The following is a 22,043-nucleotide window of genomic DNA, read 5'->3' on the forward strand; positions in this document are numbered from 1 at the left end:
TACTGCCAAGCACATGGGGTGTCGAACGAAAAGGGATCGGGCCGGTCAGCCGCCAGCCTCGGGATTTCGTATATCCTCGACCAATTGCCAGCAATCGGCGACGCGGCGGAAATGCAGATGTCCGCCCGCCCCCGTTTTTTCGATCAGCGTCCCGGGCCCGTCGCCTTCGCCGGGCTCGAAGCGGCCCGGCATCCAATCGACGCGTTCAACGCCTTCCGACGGCGTGCTGAAATCCACCTGCACATATACCAGCTCATGGGGGTCGCCGCCGCCCGGCGCATCGAACCGGCGCGCCGATGCGCCGGTGACATAGCTGTAATCGATCATCACCACCGGAAAATCGTCGGCCGCCAGATAGCGATTGGCGGGAAGCTCGCGTGCGGTGGTCGGAGCACCCGACCGGATCGCCGGCGCACTATAGCGCTCGCGCACCGCACGACTGTTGGCAAAGGGCCACAAAAAAGCAGGAAAATCGCCATTTCGGCACGCGCCCTCGGCCTCGGCCATAAAGAAACGGTCGCTCTCGCCGGCCGTGTCGTCGGTCGCCCCCGCAACAGCGGGCACGAGAAGCGCGAACGCTGCGGCGATCGTCCAGCCTGCCCGCGTGTCACTCTTTCCCATTATCCACTTTCTCCTTTTCGTCTGCAGCGGCCTTGGCGACGTCGACCTGCGCATAAAGTCCGCGCACCATCAGGTCGGTAAAGACCAGCATCACCCCGACCATGCCAAGAAACAGTGCGACCGCGACGGCCGGGAGCGGGCCGACATTTTCGACCCCTTCCTTTTTCATCACCGCTGCGAGCATTGCCGCCGCGGCCATGAACGCATAGCCGATAAAGCGCGGCAGTCGGCTCACGAAGCATCCTCGGTCCGGGAACCAATAGCGACGCGGGGGAATATGAAAGCGGTGAAGGCGCGTTGATGCATGAACGTCACATGCGGCCAAATGCATCCTTCGGCAAGACAAGCCGTTGCAATGGCGGATTGTTTACTTACACCCCCGTAAAGAGGGGCAATGTCACAGGATGTTTGAGCGGATGACCATGCCCAATTTGACCAACTTCTTCCGCGTCCCCCGCCCTGTGCACCTCCTCCCGCTTTTCGCCGCCTTCGCGTTCACCGCGCCCGCGGCCGCCGAGGATGCACCACTGCCTTATGAAATCACAGTGACCACCCCCGACGCCGGGCTCGCAACCGGGATCGACGAGGAACCCGCGCGCTACCTCCAGAACACCGATATCGACGAGAATATCCTGCTTCCCGGCGCGCGCACCGACGATGATGACAGCGAACGCAAATGGTCGCGCGACTATATCGCGGTTGCCGCGGGCGTGCTCAACACGCCCGATTACAACGGCTCCGACGACCGCCGCTTCCTGCCCGCCTTTTACTTGCGTGGGCGGATCAGCGGCTTTTCCTTCTCGACGCGCGGCACCAACTTCCAGGTCGACCTGATCCGCCATCGCCGCGGTCAAAAGGTCGACTGGAAATTCGGTCCGATCATCAGCCTGCGCGGCGACCGCTCCGGCAGCGTCAAGAATCCGCAGGTCGACGCGCTACCCGACCGCAAGATGGCGGTCGAAGCCGGCTTCTTCACTGGCGTCACCAAGACGGGTGTCGTTACCAGCGCCTATGACCAGATCGGCTTCCGCTTCGTCGCGACCAAGGATGTTTCGGGCCGTCACGGCAGCTGGACCGCCTCGCCGACGATCGATTACGGTACCCCGCTGTCGAAACGCGCCTATATCGGCGTGTCGGCGTCGGTGAATTTCTACGGGAAGGGTTTCGGCCGCTATTATTACGACATCGACCCGATCGGCAGCGCCGCGAGCGGGCTTCCCGTCTATACCGGCGCTGGAACGAAGGCGACTGCAGGCAAATATACGCTCGGCATGGCAGGCGCCTATGCGTTGTCGGGCGACCTTCGCAAAGGCTTCGTACTGATCGGCGGCGCCCAATATGGCCGCCTCCTTTCGCGCTTCGCCGATTCGCCGATCGTCAAGGACGCGGGCAGCGCCGACCAATGGCTCTTTGGCGGCGGGCTGGCCTACCAGTTCTGATCGGAAGCGGATGAACGAACGGACGCTCGCCTCCTGAACGGCTCAGCCTTCAGACCAGCCCTGCCATCCGCATTCTGACTTTCATCGCGGCAATGAACAGCCGCACCGCCGGCAATCCCGCACGCGACGGCTCGAACAGCAAATGCACCGGCAACGGTGGCGGCTGCTCGTTAGCCAGAAGCGAAATCAGCCGCCCCGCATCGACCGCCTCGATGACCTGATAGCTCAGCAGATTGGCGATCCCCAGCCCTGCCTCGGCGGCCGCCAAAATCCCGTCGACGGTATTGAGCACCAGCCGCGGGCGCGGATCGAGACGCCACCGGCCCGACGCGAACTGCCACTCGCCCACCGCGCGGGGCCCCATCGCCGCGATCAGGTCATGCCCCGCCAGGTCCGCCACGCGCGCGGGCGCCCCGCTTCGTGCCAGATAGGCGGGGCTCGCGACGAGCATCTGCCGCACCCAGCCGATCCGCACCGCCTTCAGCCCCGAATCGGCGAGCGGCCCGATACGCACCGCGATGTCGATTCCTTCCTCGACGATACGCACATTGCGGTCGATCAGCATCATCCGTACCGCCAGTTCGCTGTGCTGCGCCATCAACCCGCCGACAACGGGTAGCACGTGCAGCCGCCCGAACATCACCGGCGCGGTCAGGTGCAGCTGCCCGCGTGGTTCGGCCTCGGCGCCGCGCAGTTCGCGTTCGGCGCCCGCCAGGTCGGCGAGGATGCGCCGCGCCTGCTCCAGAAACGCCGCGCCCGCATCGGTCAGCGCGACCGCGCGCGTGGATCGATGGAACAGGCTCGTCCCCAGCCGCGCCTCGAGCGCCGCAATTCCGCGCGTAACCGCGGGCGGCGAGCTGCCGAGCTTGCGCGCGGCGGCGGCGAAACCGCCCTCGCTTGCGACGGCAACGAACATTTCGAGGGTAAGCAACCGGTCCATGATTATTCCACTTACCGGAATTAACTTGTGCGATCACTCCGGATTATCATTGCCCACGCAATGGCGTAAATCAGTGCTGCGGACGGAGGCCCGCCCCTCCCCCGGCCTTCGTTCGCTTCCTATCGAAAGACAGTCCGATGGCTCAAAATTACCGGCACATATTGTTCGACGATGCGGTAAAATCCGAACAGGAGCGCCATGGCTCGCGCGCCTCCTATGCCAAAATGGATGCCAGCGCCGACGGCACCCCCGACACGCTGACGCCTCGCGAAATAGCCTTCATCGAGGAACGCGACAGCTTTTATATGGCGAGCGTCAATCCCGAGGGCTGGCCCTATATGCAGCATCGCGGCGGCCCCGCGGGTTTCCTCCGCCATATCGCTGGCAACCGCATCGGCTTCGCTGACTATCGCGGCAACAAGCAATATATCAGTACCGCCAATTTGAAGGGCAATGACCGCGTCTCGCTGTTTCTGATGGACTATCCGAACAAGGAGCGGCTGAAACTCGTCGGGCACGCGCACAGCGTCGAGCTTGCCGACGATCCTGCCGCGGTCACCGCACTGATGCCCGACGGTTATCGCGCGACCCCCGAGCGCGCTTTCTTCATCGATGTGATCGGCTGGGAATGGAATTGCTCGCAGCACATCACCCCGCGCTTCACCGAGGCCGAAATTTCCGCCGCGATCCGCCCGATGGCGGACGAACTCAACCAGCTGCGCGCCGAAATCGCCGCGCTTCGAGCAGAGAAGGATGCAAAATGACCAATGCCATGACCCAAGGGGCGCATCACATCGGATTGGCCGTCCGCGACGTGGCCGAAGCCCGCGACTTTTTCGTCGAAGCCATCGGTTTTACCGTCGCTGCCGAACGCCCCGACTATCCCGCGATCTTCGTCTCCGATGGCACCACCTTGCTCACCCTTTGGCAGGTCGCCGACCCAGCCAGCGCGACTCCGTTCGACCGCCGCGCCAATATCGGCCTCCATCACCTCGCGCTCCGCGTCGCTGACCTCGACGCGCTGCGCACCGTCTTCGCGCGTGTGCAGGGTCATCCCGGCGCCGTGATCGAGTTCGACCCCGAACCGATCCGCGAAGGCGCGACGACGCATCATTTCATCTGCGCGATGCCCGGTGGCATCCGCATCGAATTCGCGACTCCCTTCGCCTGAGAGGAAAAGCCGATGGCCCGTCCCCCGCTCCCGCCCTTCGATCATGACAGCGCGCTGCTCAAAGTCCGCCTTGCCGAGGATGGCTGGAACAGCCGCGACCCCGAACGCGTCGCGCTCGCCTATACGCCGGACAGCATCTGGCGGAATCGCTCGACCTTCGTCACCGGCCGCGCCGCGATCGTCGACTTCCTGACCGCCAAATGGCAGCGCGAGCACGACTATAGGCTCGTCAAGGGGCTATGGGCCTTCACCGGCAATCGCATCGCGGTACGTTTCGCCTATGAATGGCACGATGACGATGGCCAGTGGTGGCGCTCCTATGGCAATGAGAATTGGGAGTTCGCGCACGACGGCGAGATGCAGCGGCGGATCGCCAGCATCAACGACGTCGCGATCACCGCCGGCGACCGCTTGCTGCACTGGCCACGCGACGGCGCAGGAGACCGCCGCCCCGACGATCATCCGGGGCTCGAAGAACTGGGCCTGTAACGAAGGGACGCGACCATATGACCGCCAACAATGCGCCGGCCTTTGCCGCGATCATGCTGCTCACGGGCATCGGCATCCCGGTCCTCGCCGCACTCAATGCCGGGCTCGGGCTCCGGCTCGGCCACCCGATGGCGGCTTCGGTGATCCTGTTCAGCGTCGCATTGCTAATCGCCATTGGCGGTGCGATCTGGACCGGGTCGATGGGGCAGGTGCGCCTGTCAGCCGAGACGCCTTTCCACTTTCACCTCGGCGGCGTCTTCGTTGCTTTCTATGTCATCGCAGTGACCTTTATCGCGCCGCGCTTCGGGGTCGGCAATGCGATCTTCTTCGTGCTCGTCGGCCAGTTGATCAGCGCCGCGACGATCGACCATTTCGGCCTGTTCGGCGCGATGCGATCGGCGATCGACGCCAAACGCATCGCGGGGATCTCGCTGATGATCGCCGGTGTGTACCTCGCGCGGCGAACAAGCTGAGGGCGGGTTTCAGCCGGACGCTGCCCCACCCTTCGACGCAATCAGGGAATCCGCGTCGTCGGATAGGGCGTGCCGTCCTTGTGGAAATAGCCGTCGGGGCCGAACAGCATGTCGATGTCCGAATAGCCGCCGCCGGTGTCATATTTCTTGCCGCCGCCGAGCGCGACGAAAACGCAGTCGGCGTCCGATTCGTTGACGAGGTGATGGCCGTTGGTGCTGCCCTTCGGCCACACCGCGATGTCGCCCGGTCGCATCGGCCAGCGCCCGTCGTCCTCGATCAGCACCGCCTCGCCCAAAATCATCACCAGCATCTCGTCCTCGCCATCGTGCCAATGACGCTGCGACGACCAGGCACCGGGTTTGAGCACGACGTGGCTCGCCGCGAAATCGCTGAGCCCCGTAGCGGGGGCGAGGCGGCGGTACCAGCGGCCCTGTACGGGCTCGCTGTAGGGCGCCGGATAGCCGGTGGAATTGGTTTGCGGGATCGCATCGAGATCGAGCTTGGGCATGGCAGTCCTCGTGGAGTTTGTTCTATCTTTGTTTCGCATAAAGGCGGTGCGATGCAAAGCCTCGACTTGGGCGGCGGCGAGGGGGTAAGGGAGCGGCATGAGCATCACCGTCGATCCCGTAGAGTTGGCCAAGGCGTTGATCGCCGCGCCGAGCGTCACCCCCGCCATGGGCGCCGTGTTCGACGCGCTGGAGGCGGCGCTGACGCCGCTCGGCTTCACCGTCGAGCGCTTTATCGACGGGATCGAGCCCGACGGGCCGGTCGAGAATCTGCTCGCGGTGCGGACGGGCAAGGGGCCGAAACATTTTGGCTTTGCGGGGCATCTCGACGTCGTGCCGCCGGGGGTGGGCTGGACCGGCGACGCCTTTGCCCCCGAAATCCGCGGCGATTTGCTCTATGGGCGCGGCGCGGTCGACATGAAGGGGTCGATCGCTGCCTTTGTCGCGGCGGCGGCGGCGACGCCGGCCGAGGCGGGGACGATCAGCCTGATCATCACCGGCGACGAGGAAGGCCCCGCAATCTTCGGCACGCGGGCGTTGATGGAACATATGGACGCGCGCGGGGTGAAGCCCGACATGATCGTCGTCGGCGAACCGACTTCGGTGAACCGGCTCGGCGACATGGTGAAGATCGGGCGGCGCGGGTCGGTCAATATCTGGATCGACGTTCCGGGGACGCAGGGGCATGTCGCTTACCCGCACCTTGCCGACAATCCGATCCCCAAGCTGGTGCGAATCATGGCGGCGATCGACGCGGTGGCGCTCGACGAGGGCAATAACTGGTTCCAGCCATCGAACATCGAATTCACCGATGTCGAGGTCGGCAATGGCGCGACCAATGTCATCCCGGCGTCGGCGCGCGCGCGGCTGTCGATCCGCTTCAACGACCAGCAGAAGGGCGCCGATCTCGTCGCAATGATCGAGCGGATCGCGCATGAGGTCGAACCGAACGCGAAAGTTCTGGGCAAGATTTCGGGCGAGGCGTTCCTCACCCCGCCGGGCGATTTGTCGGGGCTGGTCGCCGAAGCGATCCATGCCGAAACCGACATCACGCCCGAAATGTCGACGACGGGCGGGACCTCCGACGCACGCTTCCTGCACGCGCTTTGCCCGGTGGTCGAATTCGGGCTGACCAATGCGACGATGCACAAGCTCGACGAGGCGGTGGCGGTGGAGGATCTCCACACGCTGACCGCCATCTATCGCGGCATATTGATGCGCGTTTTCCTCTAGTCCTCGCGACTAATCTTCTCGAGCGCGCCGCAGTATCACATAAACCGCCCCTGCCCCGCCATGGCTGATATGCGCGGGGCGGAGCGCGACGATCTGGTCGGCGTAGGGCGAGTAAGCGAGCCAGTCGGGGAGCGAGGCGCGGATCGCGCCGCGCGGGCGCGGATCGCCGTGCATCTGCGGCAGCCGGTCGGCACCGGGGCGGAGGCGCCCCGCGACCACGAGCAACACGCGCGCGCCGCGCATCAGCCCGCGGCCGATCGCCTCGTCGAGCAAGGCCTGCGCCGAGGCGAGCGTATGACCGTGGAGGTCGATGCTGAGATCGGGGCGGACGAGCCCATTGCGCAGACGGCGGTCCCAATGGCCGTCGAGGGTTGCGGCTTGGTGCGTGCGGCGTGGGGGCGGAAGTTTTGCGGGCGGGAGCGGCGTAGCGGCGGGCGCGGCGGTGCTGCGCGGGGTCAGTTTGGGTGGGCTAACGGTCGGCGGCGCGACGGGCGCAAGTGGCGCCTTCGCCTTGGGCAGCGGCTTTACGGTCGCTGCGACCTTTTTCCACAGCGCGCTTTCCTCGGGAGCAAGGCGGCGCGGCACGTCAAGGCGCCGGGATCAGCCGCACGATGCTGGCGCGCGGCAGCAGCAGCAGCGCCGAGCCGCGCCCCGACATGCCACCCGCGATCGCGCGCGCCTCGTCGCCCGCGCCCCAGAAACTGTCGAAGCGGTTCGCGCCCTTGATCGCGCCGCCGGTGTCCTGCGCCACCCACAGCCCATTGGGTTCGGCGCGGTCGAGTGAGAGGAAGATAGGCGCACCGAGCGGCACATATTTGGGGTCGGCGGCGACGCTCGCGCGGCCGGTCACGGGCACGCCCAGGGCGCCGAGCGGGCCAGGGCCGGTGAGTTCGCGGAAAAAGACCCAGCTTGGATTCTCGTTCATCACCGCCGCGCCGCGCACCGGGTCGGCGCGGAGATAATCGAGGATGCCCTGCATCGACGCCTGTCCGCGCTGCAGTTCGCCGCGGTCGAGCAAAAGCTTGCCGATACCGACATAGCCGCGGCCGTTCTGCGTATCGTAGCCGATGCGCATGATACCGCCGCCCGGCAAGCGAAGGCGGCCCGAGCCCTGCACCTGCAGGAAGAAGAATTCGGCGGCGTCGGCGGCATAAGCGATTTCGAGACCGCGCCCGTCGAGCGCGCCGCTCTCGATCGCCGTGCGGTCGTAATAAGGCGCAAAATTACTGCCATCGACGCGGCCGCGAAGCTTGCGGCCCTTCAGATCGTCGGCGAACTGGCCGAGGTCGACATCGACTAGGTCGGCGGGGCGGCGATAGATGGGCACGTCATAGCCGGGCTGCTTCGTGCGCGATCCGGCGATTTCGGGTTCGTAATAGCCGGTGACGAAGGCGGTCCCCGTGCCGACCTGCACTGTACCGAAATAGCGCGCGAAGAAAGCGAGCGCGTCGTCATCCTTCCAGCTTTTCGCCGCGGTGCAGCTTTCGGCCCAGTCGGCGCCCTGCGTCAGGCCGCTGGTGTCGGTGCGGCGCTGGACCGACGGACAGCTGATGCGGAAGGCGGCAAGCGCGGTGGTCGCCTGCTCGGCGGTCACGCCGAGGGTCGATACATCGGGGCCCGCTACAACGCCGCTGGCGGCAGCGGTCGTCGCATCGGCGGGGACGGCCGGCGCGGAAAGCGCCGCGCGCGGGGTGGCTGCTATTGGCTGAGCGGCGGCGCCAGTGCCTTCGGAGGGACGCGGGATATAGGGGCGCGGCGTGCCGAGCGGGCGCGATGGCGCGGGAGTAACAGTCGTGGGGCGGCTATCCGCGTCGGGGATGACCGAAGCGCAACCGGAAAGCAGCGGGAGGACGGCGAGCAGCGCGAATCCGAATGCTCGTGCGCGCGGCGCCCCCACCGACAGGATCATGGGATCAGGCCGATTCGGCTTCGTCGAGCACCCAATTGGGGTCGTTGCTGCCGATCTGGCGGCGGAAGGTCCACAGATCGTCGGTCTGCGACGCGTCGCTCATCGATCCGGCGATCAGCTTGCCATCGGCGTCGCGCGTGACCGCGCTGATATCGGCATGGTAGCGCACGGTGACGCGCGCTTCGCTGCGGCTCATCTCGACCGCGGTGATCTTTGCCGAATCGATGCCGATCAGGCGATTGTCGAGCGTCTCCCCGCGGCTCTCGCGCGCGGCGATCGCATCGGCAAACGCTTCATAGCTGTCGTCGTCGCAGAGATCGCGGAGCGTATCGCGATCGCCTTTCCAATATGCTTCGAGGATCATGCGATACGCCGCTTCTGCGCCCTCCATGAAACGGCCCGCGTCGAAATTGCGGTCGGTCGCGAGCAGTTGGCGCAGCCCGGCCTCGGCGGCAGGCTCATAGACCAGTCCTGCAGTATCGGCGGACGCGGGCGCGAGAGCCGTCGATCCATCCTTGTCATCGAGCCGGACCGGCGACGCGGTGGCGCGTTCGCGCGGCAACACGGGCTCTTGCTCATGCCCCGTGCGCTTGCCGAGCACCGAATAGAGCCGCATGCCGAGGAAAGCGGCAATCATGGCGAGCAGGACGATAGCAAAAGAGGTCACGGGCAAAAGTCCAATGCGGGCAATGGCAACATCATGGTTGATACATAGGCGATAAGCGCCCCGGTTTCAAATGACCATGGCCGCTGGCGACCGGCGGGTCAACGATTCAACCTTAACTATAGCACGGCAAAGGGCGCCCATTGTGCTCGCTGCCGGGCGCTGCTAAGCGCCGCGACAACCGTCCGCCGCAGTCCCGACACGGCCTGCGGACGCGGATATTGTTTCCTTCTTTTCAGTGAAAGCTTCATCATCATGGCTGACGAGACCAGCGCCGACCTCAACAACCCCGCCCTGCAGCCGAACGGCGAAGACACAAGCCCGGCGATCGGCCTGATTTCGCAATATGTGAAGGATCTGTCGTTCGAAAACCCGAACGCACCCGCCGTCTATCAGTGGCAGGACGCCCCGCAGGTCGATGTCCAGTTCAACATCGCCGCCGACAGCGTCGGCGAGAATCTGTACGAAGTAACGCTGAAGATCGACGTGACCTCGAAGACCGATCAGGGCACGAGCTTCGTGATCGACCTGAAATATGCCGGCCTGTTCGGCGTCCGCAACGTCCCCGACGACCAGCTTCAGCCCTTCTTCCTTGCCGAAGCGCCGCGCATCCTCTTCCCCTTCGCGCGCCGCGTCGTTGCCGATGCGGTGCAGGATGGCGGTTTCCCGCCGCTGTTGCTCGAACCGATCGACTTCCACGGCCTGTTTGCGCAGCAGCTCCAGGCGGCGCAGGCCGAAGCGGCGGGCGAAGTTGCGGTCGGCCAGGCCTGAAACCCGTAACGGGGGCGAGCTGAGGGCTTGAGCAGCCTCGTCAAAAGCGTGGGGACGATCGGCGGCCTGACGATGGTCAGCCGCATTTTCGGCTTCGCGCGCGACATGCTGCTCGCCCGCGTGCTCGGCGCCGGCTTGGCCGCCGACGCCTTCCAACTCGCCTTCACGCTTCCCAACACCTTTCGCCGGCTGTTCGCGGAGGGCGCCTTCTCGGTCGCCTTCGTGCCGATGTACAGCCGCGCGCTGCACGGCGAGGGCGGCGAGGAAGCGGCCGCGAAATTCGCCGACGACGTGCTGTCGGTCTTCCTCTGGGCGCTATTCGCTTTCTCCGCGATCATGATGATCGCGATGCCCGGGATCGTCTGGCTGCTCGCGCGCGATTTCCAGGAGGTGCCGGGCAAGTTCGACTTCGCGGTGCTCCTGAGCCGCGTGACCTTTCCCTATCTCGCGCTCGTCAGTCTCGTCGCAATGCTATCGGGCCTGCTCAACGCGCGCTCGCGCTTTGCACCGGGTGCGTTCGTGCCCGTGCTGCTCAACATCGTGCTGATCGGCGGGATCGTCACCGGCTGGTGGCTGCGCGGTCCGGGTGGTGACGACCGTATCGTGGCCGAGGCGCTGGCGGTATCGGTCAGCATCGCGGGCGTGGTCCAGCTCGCCTATATGGCGTGGGCGGTGCGCCGCGCGGGGCTCAAGCTCCGCTGGAGCTTCCCCAAATTCACCCCCGAAGTGAAGAAGCTCGGCATGCTGATCCTGCCCGCGACCTTCGGCGCCGGCATCTATCAGGTCAGCCAGTTCGTCGACACCTTCTTCGCAACTTCGCTTCCGCAAGGGTCGCTGACCTTGCTGAAGCTCGCCGACCGGCTGAACCAGCTGCCGCTCGGCATCGTCGGCATCGCATTGGGCACCGCGATCCTGCCGATGCTGTCGCGCCATATCCACAGCGGCGACGCGGCCGAAGCACAGCGATTGCAAAGCAACGCGTTCGAGATCGCGACCTTGCTCACCCTGCCCGCCGCCGCCGCACTCGCGATCTGCGCTCCCGCTTTCACCGCCGCCTTCTTCGTCGGCGGGAAATTCACCGCTGCCGACGGGACGATCATGGCGCATATCGTGATGGCGCTGGTCGCAGGACTGCCCGCTTATGTCGTGATCAAGATATTGAACCCCGGCTTTTTCGCGCGCGAGGATATGCGCACCCCCGTATGGACCGCCTTTGCGTCGCTGATCATCAACATCGCGATCAACCTCTATGTCGTCGAACATTATGGCATCGTCGGACTAGCGGGCGCGACCGCGGCGTCGGCCTCGATCAACTGCATCCTGCTCTACACCATCCTCCATCGCCGCGGCTGGTTCCACTTCACCGCGAAGCTCGCCGGCCGGATCGCGCGCCAGATCGTCGCGGTCGCGGCGATGTCGGCGCTGCTATGGTGGATGATGCCGATGATGACGCCCTATTACAGCGGCGGTGTATTCGACCGCATCTGGTCGCTCGCCGCGCTCTGCGCCGCGGGCGGCGCGGCCTTTTTCGCCGTCGCCTTCCTCGTCGGCGCGCTTGACAAGGATCTGGTTCGCATGCTCACGCGGCGGCGCGCGAAACCTGCGCCAACCCAGGAGTAAGACATGCGGACGCTATCGGGCATCCAGCCCACCGGAAATTTGCACCTCGGCAATTATCTGGGCGCGATCCGCAACTGGGTGCGTATGCAGGACGAGATGCCGGGCGAGAAGCTCTATTTCCTCGCCGATCTGCACGCGATCACCGTCTATAACGACCCCGCCGAGCTGACCGCGAACACGCGCGAAATGGCGGCGGCGCTGATGGCGGCGGGGATCGATCCCGAAAAGGCGATATTGTTCAACCAGGCACGCGTCCCTGCGCATGCCCAGCTTTGCTGGTTGCTCAACGGAACCGCACGCATCGGCTGGCTGAACCGCATGACGCAGTTCAAGGAGAAATCGGGCAAGAACCGCGAGGGCGCGAGCGTCGGCCTCTTCGCCTATCCGGTGCTGCAGGCGGCCGACGTGCTGCTCTATCAGACGACGCACGTCCCCGTCGGCGACGACCAGAAACAGCATCTCGAACTCGCGCGCGACATCGCCACCAAGTTCAATCTCGACACGGGGACCGAGACCTTCACCCTGCCCGAACCGACGATCCCACCCGCCGCGGCGCGGATCATGAGCCTGCGCGACGGAACCGCGAAAATGTCGAAATCGGACCCGAGCGATGCGAGCCGCATTAACCTGGTCGACGATCCCGACACGATCATGGCGAAGATCCGCAAGGCGAAGACCGACGCCGAACCGCTCCCGGCGGAGGTTGCGGGACTTGAAGGGCGACCCGAGGCGAAGAATCTCGTCTCCATCTATGCCGCGATGGCCGACGAGAGCGTCGATCAGGTGCTCGCGCGCTTTGCCGGACAGGGTTTCGGCGCGTTCAAGCCCGCCCTCGGCGAGTTGCTGGTCGAGACGCTGCGCCCGATCGCGACGCGCCTCACCGAGCTCAAGGCCGACCCTGCGGCGATCGACGCCGCGCTCGAAGCCGGCGCGGCCCGCGCATCGGCGCTTGCGAGGCCGACGCTCGACGCGGCCTATGCCGCGCTGGGGCTCTGCCGCTAAACCTTCGTCTTGGTACGAAAAATCTTGTTAAGCGCTTCCACCTCCCCATATTGGGGAGGTGGAACGGCGGTGCGACGAACCGGGTTCAACCAAGGTTAAGTCGCGCCGACATAGTCTATGGTATGAAAGCGCGGTTTATGTGCGCCCGAATCACGGAGCCAGGACGATGAGCAAGATGAATTTCCGGCGGTTGAGCCTTGCCGCCATGACAGGCGCGGCGCTGGCGCTGGCCGGCTGCGCGACCCCCTTCAAGGCCAATGTCGCGCGCTTCCAGACGCAGCTTCCCGCGCCGCAGGGCCAAAGCTTCGTCGTCGAGGCCAACGATCCTGCGCTGCAGGGCGGCATCGAATTCGGCCAATATGCGAATCTCGTCGCCGGCGAACTGACGCGTTACGGCTATCGCCCCGCGGCGAACGGCGAACGCGCCGACCTGGTTGTCCGCATGGATTATGGCGTCGACAAGGGCCGCGAACGCGTCGTGTCGAGCCCCGGCTTCGGCGACCCCTGGTACGGCGGTTATGGTAGCTTTTACGGCCGCGGCTTCTATCGCCCGGTGATCGTGACCGGCCGCGGCGGACGCCGTTATGTCTATGGCTATCGCGACCCGTTCCTGTGGGGCGGCTTCGGTCCCGGCTGGGGCGGCGGCTATAACGATGTGTCGAGCTACACCGTCTACACCAGCGGCCTGAACCTGCAGATCAACCGCGCCGCCGACGGTTCGCGCCTGTTCGAGGGCCATGCAGAGGCGCAGTCCCGCGACAATAATCTGCAAGCGCTGGTCCCGAACCTCGTCGAGGCGATGTTTACCGGCTTTCCCGGCAATTCGGGCGAACGGGTCCGCATCACGGTTGCACCACCCGAAAAGGGCTGAACGCGCCAAGGCCAAAAAAGGGCCCGCCATCCACAAGGACGGCGGGCCCTTTTTGCGTAGATGGAGATGTCGGCTTTCGACCGGAAGCGGACATCACCTCAAACCGGTCATTCCCGTCACGCCGCCTTTTTCGTCTTCGGCGCCGGGGTCTTGGGCTTGTAGCGGCAGAGGTCGTCGACCGGGCAGCGCCAGCATTCGGGGGTACGCGCCTTGCAGATATAGCGGCCGTGGAGGATCAGCCAGTGATGCGCCCCGACGCGGAAGGGGGCCGGCGTATGCTTTTCGAGCTGCTTTTCGACCGCGAGCACCGTCTTGCCCGGCGCGAGTCCGGTGCGATTGCCGACACGGAAGATATGCGTGTCGACCGCGAAGGTCTCGGCCCCGAACGCGCAGTTCATCACGACATTGGCGGTCTTGCGCCCCACTCCCGGCAGTTCGACGAGCGTATCGCGATCGGCGGGCACCTCGCCGCCGAAATCGCGCACGAGGATTTCGGAGAGGGCGATGACATTTTTCGCCTTGCCGTTAAACAGCCCGATCGTCTTGATGTGCTGTTTGAGCCCGTCTTCGCCGAGATCGAGCATCTGCTGCGGGGTCTTCACATCCTGAAACAGCCGCCGCGTCGCCTTGTTCACCCCGACGTCGGTCGCCTGCGCCGACAGCACGACCGCGACGAGCAATTGATAGGTGTTGCCGAACTCCAGCTCGGTCTCCGGGCTGGGGTTCAGCTCGGCAAGGCGCCGATAGAATTCGAAGATGTCGGCCTTTTTCATGGCCTTTACGAAAGCCCCAGCACCTGCGGCATCGTATAGCGTTCGGGTTTCTGGTTCATCAGCCAGAGCGCCGCGCGCACCGCACCCCGCGCAAAGATCATGCGGTTTTCGGCGCGATGCGACAAGGTGATCATTTCCTCAGCGCCGGCGAAGATCACATCATGGTCACCCGCGACGGTGCCGCCGCGCAGGCTCGCGAAACCGATGTTGCCGCGCCCACGCGCGCCAGTGACGCCGTCACGGCCCCGTTCGGATCGGGTGTCGAGATCGATCCCGCGCCCTTCGGCGGCGGCCTGCCCCAGAAGCAGCGCGGTGCCGCTCGGTGCATCGACCTTCTTGCCGTGGTGCATCTCCACGACCTCGATATCCCAGTCGGCATCGAGCCGGGTCGCCGCCTCGCGCACCAGATGCGCAAGCAAGGTCACGCCGAGCGACGTGTTGCCCGTCTGGAGCACCGCAATATCCTTTGCGGCATCGTCGATCAGATAATGATGGCGCTCCTCGAGCCCGGTCGTGCCGATCACGATCGGGGTCCGCGCAGCCACACACGCATCGAGCGTCGCCTCGAGCGCGGCGGGCGACGAGAAATCGACGAGCACGTCGGCATCGCTGGCGAGCTTCAGGGCATTGCCGCCCTTGTCGATACCGAGATGCTGCTGCCCCGCCTCGGCTATCGCGGCGGCAAGCGCGACGCCCATCCGCCCTTCGCTGCCGATAATCCCGATGCTCGTCATAATGCACAATCCCCATTCGCCCTGAGCTTGTCGAAGGGCCGCACTTGTTTCATCACCGCCATAAGAGGAAGGACGGTCCTTCGACAAGCTCAGGACGAACGGAGTTAATGTGTCCCCGATCCAGAATATCGTCATCCTGACCGGCGCCGGCGTGTCGGCCGAGAGCGGCATCGATACGTTTCGCGACGGCGGCGGACTGTGGGAACAGCATCGCGTGGAGGATGTCGCGACGCCCGAAGCCTTTGCCCGCGACCCCGATCTGGTGCTGCGATTCTATGATATGCGGCGCGAAGCGATCCAGACGAAGGAACCCAATGCCGCGCACAGGGCGCTCGCGCGTCTCGACGCCGAATGGCCGGGCGAGTTGCTGATCGTCACGCAGAATGTCGACGATCTGCACGAGCGCGCGGGTGCGAAGCGGTTGATCCATATGCATGGCGAGCATCTGAACGCCTGGTGCACCGGCTGCGATACGCGGGTGCCGTGGACGGGGCCACTACTCGACCGGCCAGCCTGCCCGGCGTGCGGGGTGGCGGGCCTGCTCCGCCCCGACATCGTCTGGTTCGGTGAAATGCCGTACCGGATGGAGGACATCTATCACGCGTTGAACCGCGCCGACCTGTTCGTGTCGATCGGTACATCGGGTGCGGTCTACCCCGCCGCGGGCTTCGTCCGCGAGGCGCGTGCGGCAGGTGCAATGACGCTCGAACTCAATATGGAGCCAAGCCAGGGCAGTTACTGGTTCGACGAAGCACGCCACGGGCCGGCAACCGGGCTGGTACCCGAATGGGTCGAACAGATGCTCGGCTAGCGTCGCGCGGCAAAGAAATCCCTGAGCAGCGCCGCCGCTTCGTCTTCCCCGATCCCGTCATAGATGTCGGGCCGATGGTGGATCGTCGGCTGCGCAAAGGTCCGCGGACCGTGGACGACGGCGCCGCCCTTCGGATCGTCGGCGCCATAATAGAGCCGCGCGATTCGGGCGTGCGCGATCGCCCCGGCACACATCGCACAGGGTTCGAGCGTTACATACAGGTCGCAGCCGTCGAGCCGCTCATTGCCGAGTTTCGCCGCCGCCGCGCGAATCGCGACGATTTCGGCATGCGCGGTCGGGTCGTGCGATTCGCGCGGGCAGTTGTGCCCCTCGGCGATGATCGTGCCGTCCTTGACGATCACTGCGCCGACGGGCACTTCGCCCCATTCTGCGGCGATACGGGCCAGATCGAGCGCGCGGCGCATGGGTTCAGGGAGCGGAAACAGGGCCATAAAAGCGGCCTATGCGCTTGACGAATCTCCTGCAAGCCGATAAGCGCGCGCCTTTCCCGGCTCACTCCGGTCTTGTACTCCCCGTTTTGCGGGAAGTGCGCGGACGCCGATCCGAAATTTTTTTGACGAGGACGAAGACCATGTCGCGCATCTGCGAACTGACCGGCAAGGGCCGCCAGGTTGGCCACAATGTCAGCCACGCCAACAACAAGACCAAGCGCACCTTCCTGCCCAACCTGCAGAATGTGACGCTGCTGTCGGACGCGCTCGGCAAGGGCGTGAAGCTGCGCGTGTCGACCCACGGCCTGCGCACGGTCGAGCATAACGGCGGTCTCGACAACTGGCTGCTGAAGGCCGGAGACGATCAGCTGTCGGCTGGCGCTCGCAAGGTGAAGAAGGAAGTCGCGAAGAAGCTGGCCGAAAAGGCCGCCTGAGCGACCAACTCTTTCGAATTGCAGAAGGCCGCCGGACTACCGCGCGGCCTTTTTGCTGTCCGGCGTCTTTTTGGGCGGCAGGTCGACAAGTTCGAACTGCAGCAACAGGCTGCGCTGCCAGACATTGAAATTATTGTCGGCGACAAGCCACAGCCAGGTCCGCCCCTTCTCGACCGAAATCGCCGCACCTTCGTAATTTTCGGCGAGCGGCCGGGGTACACGCCCGATCGTCCGTGACCGGACGACGGCGTCCTTCTTGATGTCAGCTGGATCGACGATGGCGATGATCGTCGTGAAGACCGGGTCGAAGCCGAGTCGCCGATGCACGAGCAGGATCCGCCCGTCGGGGAGCGCTGCCGCGTCGCTGATCAGTCCGCGCCCACCCGAATCGTAAAAGAAGCGGACCGGCGCCGGACCGGGCGCCGCCGGATCGCCGGTGTAGATCAGCGCCTCGCGCCCGCGCGGGTCATCATCGGCATCCTCCGAAAAAACGACCGTCCGCCCATCGGCGAGGCGCGCCATCGCTTCCGGACCGCGATTGGTTGGCCAGCGCGGCTCCGGCAGCTTGCGGCGCGCCTCGATCTTCGAAAGATCGGCATCGAGTCGCCAGATCTGGTTTACCCCTTCAAGTGCGAGCCAGACCTTTCCGCTTGCCGCGTCGACGAACATCGCCTCGGTATCTGCCATCGATTTGCGTGCCGGGCGGCCATCGACCGTCGGCAGCGCACGAATCCGGACCGACGACACGGCGCCGCGCGAATCGAGCGACAGGCGTGTCGAATAGCCATTGTCGCCGACCAGCAGAAACTGCCCCTGCCCGATATGCGCCAGCGCGGAAAAGCCGCCGAAACGGCTATGCGGACTGACAAGACGCCAACCGCGCACGAATCGCATCGCACCACGCGAGGCGGGCGGAAAAGCCAGCGGGTGCGCCGACGCCTCTTGCGTCAGGTCGGTCTCGGGAAAGCGCATGACAGTCCCCGGCACGGGGCCGACGGCAAGGAAGATCAAGGCAGCGGGAAGCAAACGGCGCATTGCCGCGCGGGGTTAGGACGGCGGCCTGCGAAAGAAAAGCGTTTCGCCGCAGAAAGCTGAACGCCAGCCAACAGCCGCGTTCAGGCTTCGCTCAATGCGAATCGGGCAAAACATGATCATCGACAAAGCCCAGACGGGCCCACGACGACGAAGGAGAACGACAATGAAAAAGATGGTGACCCTCTCGATCGCCGCCCTGATGTCCACCGCGACGCTGGGCATGGCGGCTCCCGCCGCAGCGCAGAACGGTTATTACGACCGCGACGGCTATTCGAGCTATTACAGCGGCTATGACCGCGACGACCGTCGCTATGACCGTCGCGACTATCGCCGGGACAACCGCCGCGATTACCGCAACGACCGTCGCTATTACCGCGGTGACCGCCGCAATTATCGCCAGTGCGACAATGGCACCGGCGGCACCGTGATCGGTGCGATCGCAGGCGGCCTTGCCGGTCATGAAATCGCCGGTCGCGGCGACCGCACGGTCGGCACGATCATCGGCGGCGCCGTCGGCGCCCTCGCCGGCCGCGCGATCGACAAGGGGAATGACGGCTGCCGTTAAGAGGCAGTCCCGACCCCAATAATTTCCTCTTCCCTTGCACCCCGTCCGGCCCACGCCGGGCGGGGTTTTCTTTGCGCGATCGACAGCGCGGGAGCGGAAGCTTGCCATTGGAGCGGCGTAAGCCTAATCTCGCCACCAAGTGCACGTTCGCGGTTTTGCGGACGCGTGAGCAGAACAGGTTATACTAGCCATGCGGCAAATGGCAGCGCCATCAGGGCGACCGCCGCGGCCGGGTTCAAGAACGGGGCCGGCGGCGAAGGGACGAAACAAGGCAGGTGGCGATGCACGCCCGATGCCGATCACGCGGCCGCGCAGCTATGCCGCCATCGACCTTGGCACCAACAATTGCCGACTGCTGATCGCGCGCCCACAAAATGGCGAGCTCGTCGTCATCGACGCTTTTTCGCGTATTGTCCGGCTGGGCGAGGGACTCCACGGCAGCGGGAAAATCAGCGAAGCCGCAATGGATCGCACCGTCGCGGCGCTGTCGATCTGTGCCGACAAGCTCCGCCGCCGCCATGTCACGCTGTCGCGCGCGGTCGCGACCGAGGCTTGCCGCCGTGCAAGCAATGGCGAAGAGCTCGCCGAGCGCGTCCGCCGCGAGACGGGCATCGTCCTCGATATCATCTCGGCTGCCGAAGAAGCGCGACTCGCAGTCCTCGGTTGCCACAATTTGATGGAGCCCGGCGAAGGACCGGCGCTGATCTTCGACATCGGCGGCGGCTCGACCGAGCTGATGCACGTCGACGTGTCGGACCATGACGTCAAGATACACGACTGGATCAGCGTGCCGTGGGGCGTCGTCTCGCTGACCGAACATGCTCCGCTGCCCGAAGACAGCCTTGCCGGTCGGCAAGCCGCCTATGCGCATATGCGCGAAGTGACCCGCACCGCTTTTTCCGCCTTCGCCGATCGCGCCGAACGTTTTGCGGGGCAGCCGCTGCGCCTGCTCGGCACCAGCGGCACCGTCACGACGCTCGCCAGCGTCTTCCTCGACCTGCCGCGATACGACCGGCGTGCGGTCGACGGACTGGTCGTCCCGACGGATGCGATGCGCGATATCAGCCGCCGCCTCGCCGACGCGAGCATCGCCGACCGCGCCGAAATTGCATGTATCGGCCGCGAGCGCGCCGATCTGGTCGTCGCTGGCTGCGCGATCCTGGAGAGCATTATCGACCTGTGGCCCGCGGTCCGCGTCGGCGTTGCCGATCGCGGTATCCGCGAAGGGATCTTGCGCTGCCTTGCGATGCAGGGCCGCGATATACCCGTCACCCGCCGCGAGTATCGCAAATGAGCGGCGCGGGCGGAAAGGGCGGCAGCGGCAGAGGCGGGCTGCACGTGCGCGTCAAGACCGCACGCAAGCGCAGCGTCTCGTCGACGCGCTGGCTGCAACGCCAGCTCAACGATCCCTATGTTCGCCGCGCGCAGGCCGAGGGATATCGCTCGCGCGCCGCATATAAGCTGATCGAACTCGACGAAAAATTCGGATTCCTCAAGAAATCGCGCGCGGTCGTCGATCTCGGCATCACACCGGGCGGCTGGTCGCAGGTCGTGCGCAAGGCGAACCCCCGCGCGCGCGTCGCGGGGATCGACCTTCTCCATTGCGAACCGATCGAGGGCGTCGAAATCCTCGAGATGGATTTCATGGACGATGCCGCGCCCGACGCGCTGATCGAAGCGCTGGGCAGCGCGCCCGATCTCGTCATTTCGGACATGGCCGCGAATACCGTAGGCCATCCCCAGACCGATCACCTACGCACCATCGGCCTCGCCGAGACCGCAGCCGATTTCGCGGTGCAGAATCTGCTGCCCGGCGGCGCGTTCGTCGCGAAAGTCTTTGCCGGCGGCGCCGACCGCGAGTTGCTGACGATCTTGAAGCAGAATTTCACGACGGTGAAGCACGCCAAACCGCCGGCCAGCCGCAAGGGGTCGCCGGAACTTTATGTCATCGCGCAGGGCTTCAAGGGCCGGAGCCGCAACGCGGGCGCAGAATAATCGGACGATGAACCGAACCGGGGGAGAATTTTCGATGGGCAAATCGGCACGGTCGGTCGCGGCTGTGACACTCGCAGCGCTGATGCTGGCATCGTGCGGTGGCGGGGGTGAAGGCAGCTTGGGCAGCGGCGGACCCGTCACGGTCACCCCGACGCCGACCCCGACCCCCACGCCAACCCCTACCTGCGCCCTCGCGTCGCGTCAGGCCTTTGCCAAGGCCGTGATCGACGAATGGTATCTGTTCCCGAGCGACGTCGCGAGCGTCAGCGCCGCGAGCCACGGCAATGTCCAGTCCTACATCGACGCGCTCGTCGCACCCGCACGCGCACTGAACAAGGACCGCTTCTTCACCTACATCACCTCGATCGTCGAAGAGAACGCCTTCTACGCCAGCGGATCAAGCGCGGGCTTTGGCGCTCGTCTGGCCTATGATGCGGTGAACCAGCGCATCCTTATCGCCGAAGCCTATGAAGGCGCTCCGGCCTTTGCCGCCGGGATCGACCGCGGGACGGCAATTGTCGCGATCGGGACGAACAGCGGCAATTTGCGCACCGTTGCCAGCATCGTGAACGCCGAAGGCACGGCGGGGCTGACCAATGCGCTCGGCCCCAACGATCCGGGGGTCAGCCGGGTGCTACGCATCACCGACGCCAGCGGCACGCGCGACGTCACGGTGGCGAAAGCCGACTATTCGCTCGACCCGGTTTCGGATCGCTATGGCGCCAAGATCATTGCGGAGGGAGGCCGCAGCTACGGCTATATCAACCTGCGCACCTTCATCTCGTCGGCCGACGACCAGCTGAAGGCGGCCTTTGCCGATTTTCGCGCGCGCGGCGTCACCGATATCATCGTCGATTTCCGCTATAATGGCGGCGGGCTCGTTTCGACCGCCAATCTGATGGGCGATCTGATGGGCGCCGGGCGCGCCGGGCAGATTTTCTCGCAGACGCAGTTCCGCGCCAGCAAATCGGCCGAGAATGACGAGCATCGCTTCAATCCGTTGAGCCAATCGATCGCACCGACACGGATAGCCTTCATCGGGACAGGGTCGACCGCGTCGGCGAGCGAGCTTGTGATCAATTCGATGCTGCCCTGGCTCGGTACCGATATGACACTCGTCGGCAGCAACACCTATGGCAAGCCCGTCGGCCAGATCGCCCTCGACAAGGCCGAGTGCGACGACCGCATGCGTGTTGTCGCCTTTGCAACGGCCAATGCGAATGGACAGCGCGATTATTATGACGGGCTCGCGCCCAAGATAGGCAATAGCTGCGCGGCGAACGACGATCTCAGCGTGCCGCTCGGCGATCCGCGCGAAGCATCGATCCGCGCCGCGATCAACTTCCTGTCGGGCACAGCCTGCACGGCGCGGATCGCCGACGCGAGCGCGGGCGCGGCGGCGATGCGTCGCAGCGCGCCGATCGTGGCCGAACGCGCGATGTTGACCCCCGACCGCCCGAGCGCAGCGCAGCGCGAACTGCCGGGCCTCTTCTGATCGCTGCTGCATCGCAGCAATTGACCGCAGCCGGGAAAT

General features: G+C 65.2%; 27 protein-coding genes. 16 read left to right on the plus strand and 11 right to left on the minus strand.

Features of this window, described 5'->3' with window-relative positions:
• Positions 1-45: 45 nt before the first annotated feature.
• On the minus strand, positions 46-621 hold the full coding sequence (locus tag BLW56_RS06055) for a hypothetical protein (RefSeq protein WP_093509696.1): 576 nt from the start codon (positions 619-621) through the stop codon (positions 46-48).
• Positions 608-856: a hypothetical protein gene (locus BLW56_RS06060; protein ID WP_093509697.1), complete on the minus strand. Its 249-nt coding sequence runs from the start codon at positions 854-856 to the stop codon at positions 608-610. Before BLW56_RS06060 ends, BLW56_RS06055 begins: the two co-directional genes overlap by 14 nt.
• 181 nt (positions 857-1,037) lie before the next feature.
• Between BLW56_RS06060 and BLW56_RS06065 the strand changes: the two genes are divergently transcribed.
• Entirely contained in the window at positions 1,038-2,060 is a 1,023-nt protein-coding gene (locus BLW56_RS06065; RefSeq protein ID WP_218140492.1) for a MipA/OmpV family protein, read from the plus strand.
• Positions 2,061-2,109: 49 nt separating this feature from the next.
• Here BLW56_RS06065 and BLW56_RS06070 read toward each other — a convergent pair whose 3' ends face one another.
• Positions 2,110-3,000, minus strand: coding sequence for a LysR family transcriptional regulator (locus tag BLW56_RS06070; protein WP_093509699.1), 891 nt, complete (start codon positions 2,998-3,000; stop codon positions 2,110-2,112).
• A 137-nt stretch (positions 3,001-3,137) separates the two neighbouring features.
• Here BLW56_RS06070 and BLW56_RS06075 point away from each other — a divergent pair, with 137 nt between their 5' ends.
• From BLW56_RS06075 to BLW56_RS06090, 4 genes are read left to right on the plus strand one after another with little or no spacing between them, the layout of a single operon-like run.
• Positions 3,138-3,764 (plus strand): pyridoxamine 5'-phosphate oxidase family protein, encoded by a 627-nt coding sequence (locus BLW56_RS06075; RefSeq protein ID WP_093509700.1) that lies wholly within the window; start codon positions 3,138-3,140, stop codon positions 3,762-3,764.
• Entirely contained in the window at positions 3,761-4,171 is a 411-nt protein-coding gene (locus tag BLW56_RS06080; protein WP_093509701.1) for a VOC family protein, read from the plus strand. The genes BLW56_RS06075 and BLW56_RS06080 overlap by 4 nt, the downstream gene beginning before the upstream one ends.
• Before the next feature lie 12 nt (positions 4,172-4,183).
• Complete coding sequence (locus BLW56_RS06085) at positions 4,184-4,660, plus strand: nuclear transport factor 2 family protein (RefSeq protein ID WP_093509702.1); 477 nt, start codon at positions 4,184-4,186, stop codon at positions 4,658-4,660.
• A 17-nt stretch (positions 4,661-4,677) separates the two neighbouring features.
• On the plus strand, positions 4,678-5,133 hold the full coding sequence (locus tag BLW56_RS06090) for a DMT family transporter (protein WP_093509703.1): 456 nt from the start codon (positions 4,678-4,680) through the stop codon (positions 5,131-5,133).
• A gap of 41 nt (positions 5,134-5,174) precedes the next feature.
• On the opposite strand, the gene BLW56_RS06095 is transcribed toward BLW56_RS06090, so the two are convergent.
• The gene (locus BLW56_RS06095) at positions 5,175-5,642 is read right to left on the minus strand and encodes a cupin domain-containing protein (RefSeq protein WP_093509704.1); all 468 of its coding nucleotides are present in this window, start codon (positions 5,640-5,642) and stop codon (positions 5,175-5,177) included.
• 97 nt (positions 5,643-5,739) lie between these two features.
• Between BLW56_RS06095 and dapE the strand changes: the two genes are divergently transcribed.
• The gene (gene dapE, locus BLW56_RS06100) at positions 5,740-6,873 is read left to right on the plus strand and encodes a succinyl-diaminopimelate desuccinylase (RefSeq protein WP_093509705.1); all 1,134 of its coding nucleotides are present in this window, start codon (positions 5,740-5,742) and stop codon (positions 6,871-6,873) included.
• Positions 6,874-6,882: 9 nt separating this feature from the next.
• Here dapE and BLW56_RS06105 read toward each other — a convergent pair whose 3' ends face one another.
• From BLW56_RS06105 to BLW56_RS06115, 3 genes are read right to left on the minus strand one after another with little or no spacing between them, the layout of a single operon-like run.
• Entirely contained in the window at positions 6,883-7,458 is a 576-nt protein-coding gene (locus BLW56_RS06105) for a Smr/MutS family protein (RefSeq protein WP_093509706.1), read from the minus strand.
• Between the two features lies 1 nt (position 7,459).
• Positions 7,460-8,782: a murein transglycosylase A gene (locus BLW56_RS06110; RefSeq protein WP_093509707.1), complete on the minus strand. Its 1,323-nt coding sequence runs from the start codon at positions 8,780-8,782 to the stop codon at positions 7,460-7,462.
• Between the two features lie 4 nt (positions 8,783-8,786).
• Complete coding sequence (locus BLW56_RS06115) at positions 8,787-9,449, minus strand: Tim44/TimA family putative adaptor protein (protein ID WP_143043390.1); 663 nt, start codon at positions 9,447-9,449, stop codon at positions 8,787-8,789.
• A 252-nt stretch (positions 9,450-9,701) separates the two neighbouring features.
• Between BLW56_RS06115 and secB the strand changes: the two genes are divergently transcribed.
• From secB to BLW56_RS06135, 4 genes are all read left to right on the plus strand, one after another.
• Positions 9,702-10,217 carry a protein-export chaperone SecB gene (gene secB / locus BLW56_RS06120; RefSeq protein WP_093509709.1) on the plus strand — a complete coding sequence of 172 codons (516 nt, stop codon included), beginning with the start codon at positions 9,702-9,704 and terminating at the stop codon, positions 10,215-10,217.
• Between the two features lie 27 nt (positions 10,218-10,244).
• A complete protein-coding gene (gene murJ, locus BLW56_RS06125; protein WP_093509710.1) occupies positions 10,245-11,837 on the plus strand; it encodes a murein biosynthesis integral membrane protein MurJ in 1,593 nt (530 codons plus the stop codon).
• A 3-nt stretch (positions 11,838-11,840) separates the two neighbouring features.
• Entirely contained in the window at positions 11,841-12,839 is a 999-nt protein-coding gene (trpS, locus tag BLW56_RS06130; RefSeq protein WP_093509711.1) for a tryptophan--tRNA ligase, read from the plus strand.
• Positions 12,840-13,005: 166 nt separating this feature from the next.
• The gene (locus tag BLW56_RS06135) at positions 13,006-13,710 is read left to right on the plus strand and encodes a DUF4136 domain-containing protein (RefSeq protein WP_093509712.1); all 705 of its coding nucleotides are present in this window, start codon (positions 13,006-13,008) and stop codon (positions 13,708-13,710) included.
• 116 nt (positions 13,711-13,826) lie between these two features.
• Here BLW56_RS06135 and nth read toward each other — a convergent pair whose 3' ends face one another.
• Together nth and dapB are read right to left on the minus strand one after the other, a co-directional pair.
• Positions 13,827-14,483, minus strand: coding sequence for an endonuclease III (gene nth / locus BLW56_RS06140; RefSeq protein ID WP_093509713.1), 657 nt, complete (start codon positions 14,481-14,483; stop codon positions 13,827-13,829).
• Between the two features lie 5 nt (positions 14,484-14,488).
• A complete protein-coding gene (gene dapB, locus BLW56_RS06145) occupies positions 14,489-15,217 on the minus strand; it encodes a 4-hydroxy-tetrahydrodipicolinate reductase (RefSeq protein ID WP_093509714.1) in 729 nt (242 codons plus the stop codon).
• Positions 15,218-15,326: 109 nt separating this feature from the next.
• Here dapB and BLW56_RS06150 point away from each other — a divergent pair, with 109 nt between their 5' ends.
• Positions 15,327-16,028: an NAD-dependent deacylase gene (locus tag BLW56_RS06150; protein ID WP_093509715.1), complete on the plus strand. Its 702-nt coding sequence runs from the start codon at positions 15,327-15,329 to the stop codon at positions 16,026-16,028.
• Here the strand turns inward: BLW56_RS06150 and tadA are convergent.
• Complete coding sequence (gene tadA / locus BLW56_RS06155) at positions 16,025-16,480, minus strand: tRNA adenosine(34) deaminase TadA (RefSeq protein WP_093509716.1); 456 nt, start codon at positions 16,478-16,480, stop codon at positions 16,025-16,027. The genes BLW56_RS06150 and tadA overlap by 4 nt on opposite strands.
• Positions 16,481-16,620: 140 nt before the next feature.
• Between tadA and rpmB the strand changes: the two genes are divergently transcribed.
• Entirely contained in the window at positions 16,621-16,914 is a 294-nt protein-coding gene (rpmB, locus tag BLW56_RS06160; protein WP_093509717.1) for a 50S ribosomal protein L28, read from the plus strand.
• A 36-nt stretch (positions 16,915-16,950) separates the two neighbouring features.
• Here rpmB and BLW56_RS06165 read toward each other — a convergent pair whose 3' ends face one another.
• A complete protein-coding gene (locus BLW56_RS06165) occupies positions 16,951-17,949 on the minus strand; it encodes an esterase-like activity of phytase family protein (protein WP_093509718.1) in 999 nt (332 codons plus the stop codon).
• A gap of 163 nt (positions 17,950-18,112) precedes the next feature.
• Here BLW56_RS06165 and BLW56_RS06170 point away from each other — a divergent pair, with 163 nt between their 5' ends.
• From BLW56_RS06170 to BLW56_RS06185, 4 genes are all read left to right on the plus strand, one after another.
• Positions 18,113-18,514 (plus strand): glycine zipper 2TM domain-containing protein, encoded by a 402-nt coding sequence (locus BLW56_RS06170; protein WP_093509719.1) that lies wholly within the window; start codon positions 18,113-18,115, stop codon positions 18,512-18,514.
• A gap of 190 nt (positions 18,515-18,704) precedes the next feature.
• Entirely contained in the window at positions 18,705-19,808 is a 1,104-nt protein-coding gene (locus tag BLW56_RS06175) for a Ppx/GppA phosphatase family protein (protein WP_093509720.1), read from the plus strand.
• Positions 19,805-20,509, plus strand: coding sequence for an RlmE family RNA methyltransferase (locus tag BLW56_RS06180; protein ID WP_093509721.1), 705 nt, complete (start codon positions 19,805-19,807; stop codon positions 20,507-20,509). The genes BLW56_RS06175 and BLW56_RS06180 overlap by 4 nt, the downstream gene beginning before the upstream one ends.
• A gap of 34 nt (positions 20,510-20,543) precedes the next feature.
• Positions 20,544-22,004 (plus strand): S41 family peptidase, encoded by a 1,461-nt coding sequence (locus BLW56_RS06185; RefSeq protein ID WP_093509722.1) that lies wholly within the window; start codon positions 20,544-20,546, stop codon positions 22,002-22,004.
• The last annotated feature ends 39 nt before the right edge of the window (positions 22,005-22,043 follow it).

It is taken from the genome of Sphingopyxis sp. YR583 (assembly GCF_900108295.1).
GTDB lineage: Bacteria > Pseudomonadota > Alphaproteobacteria > Sphingomonadales > Sphingomonadaceae > Sphingopyxis.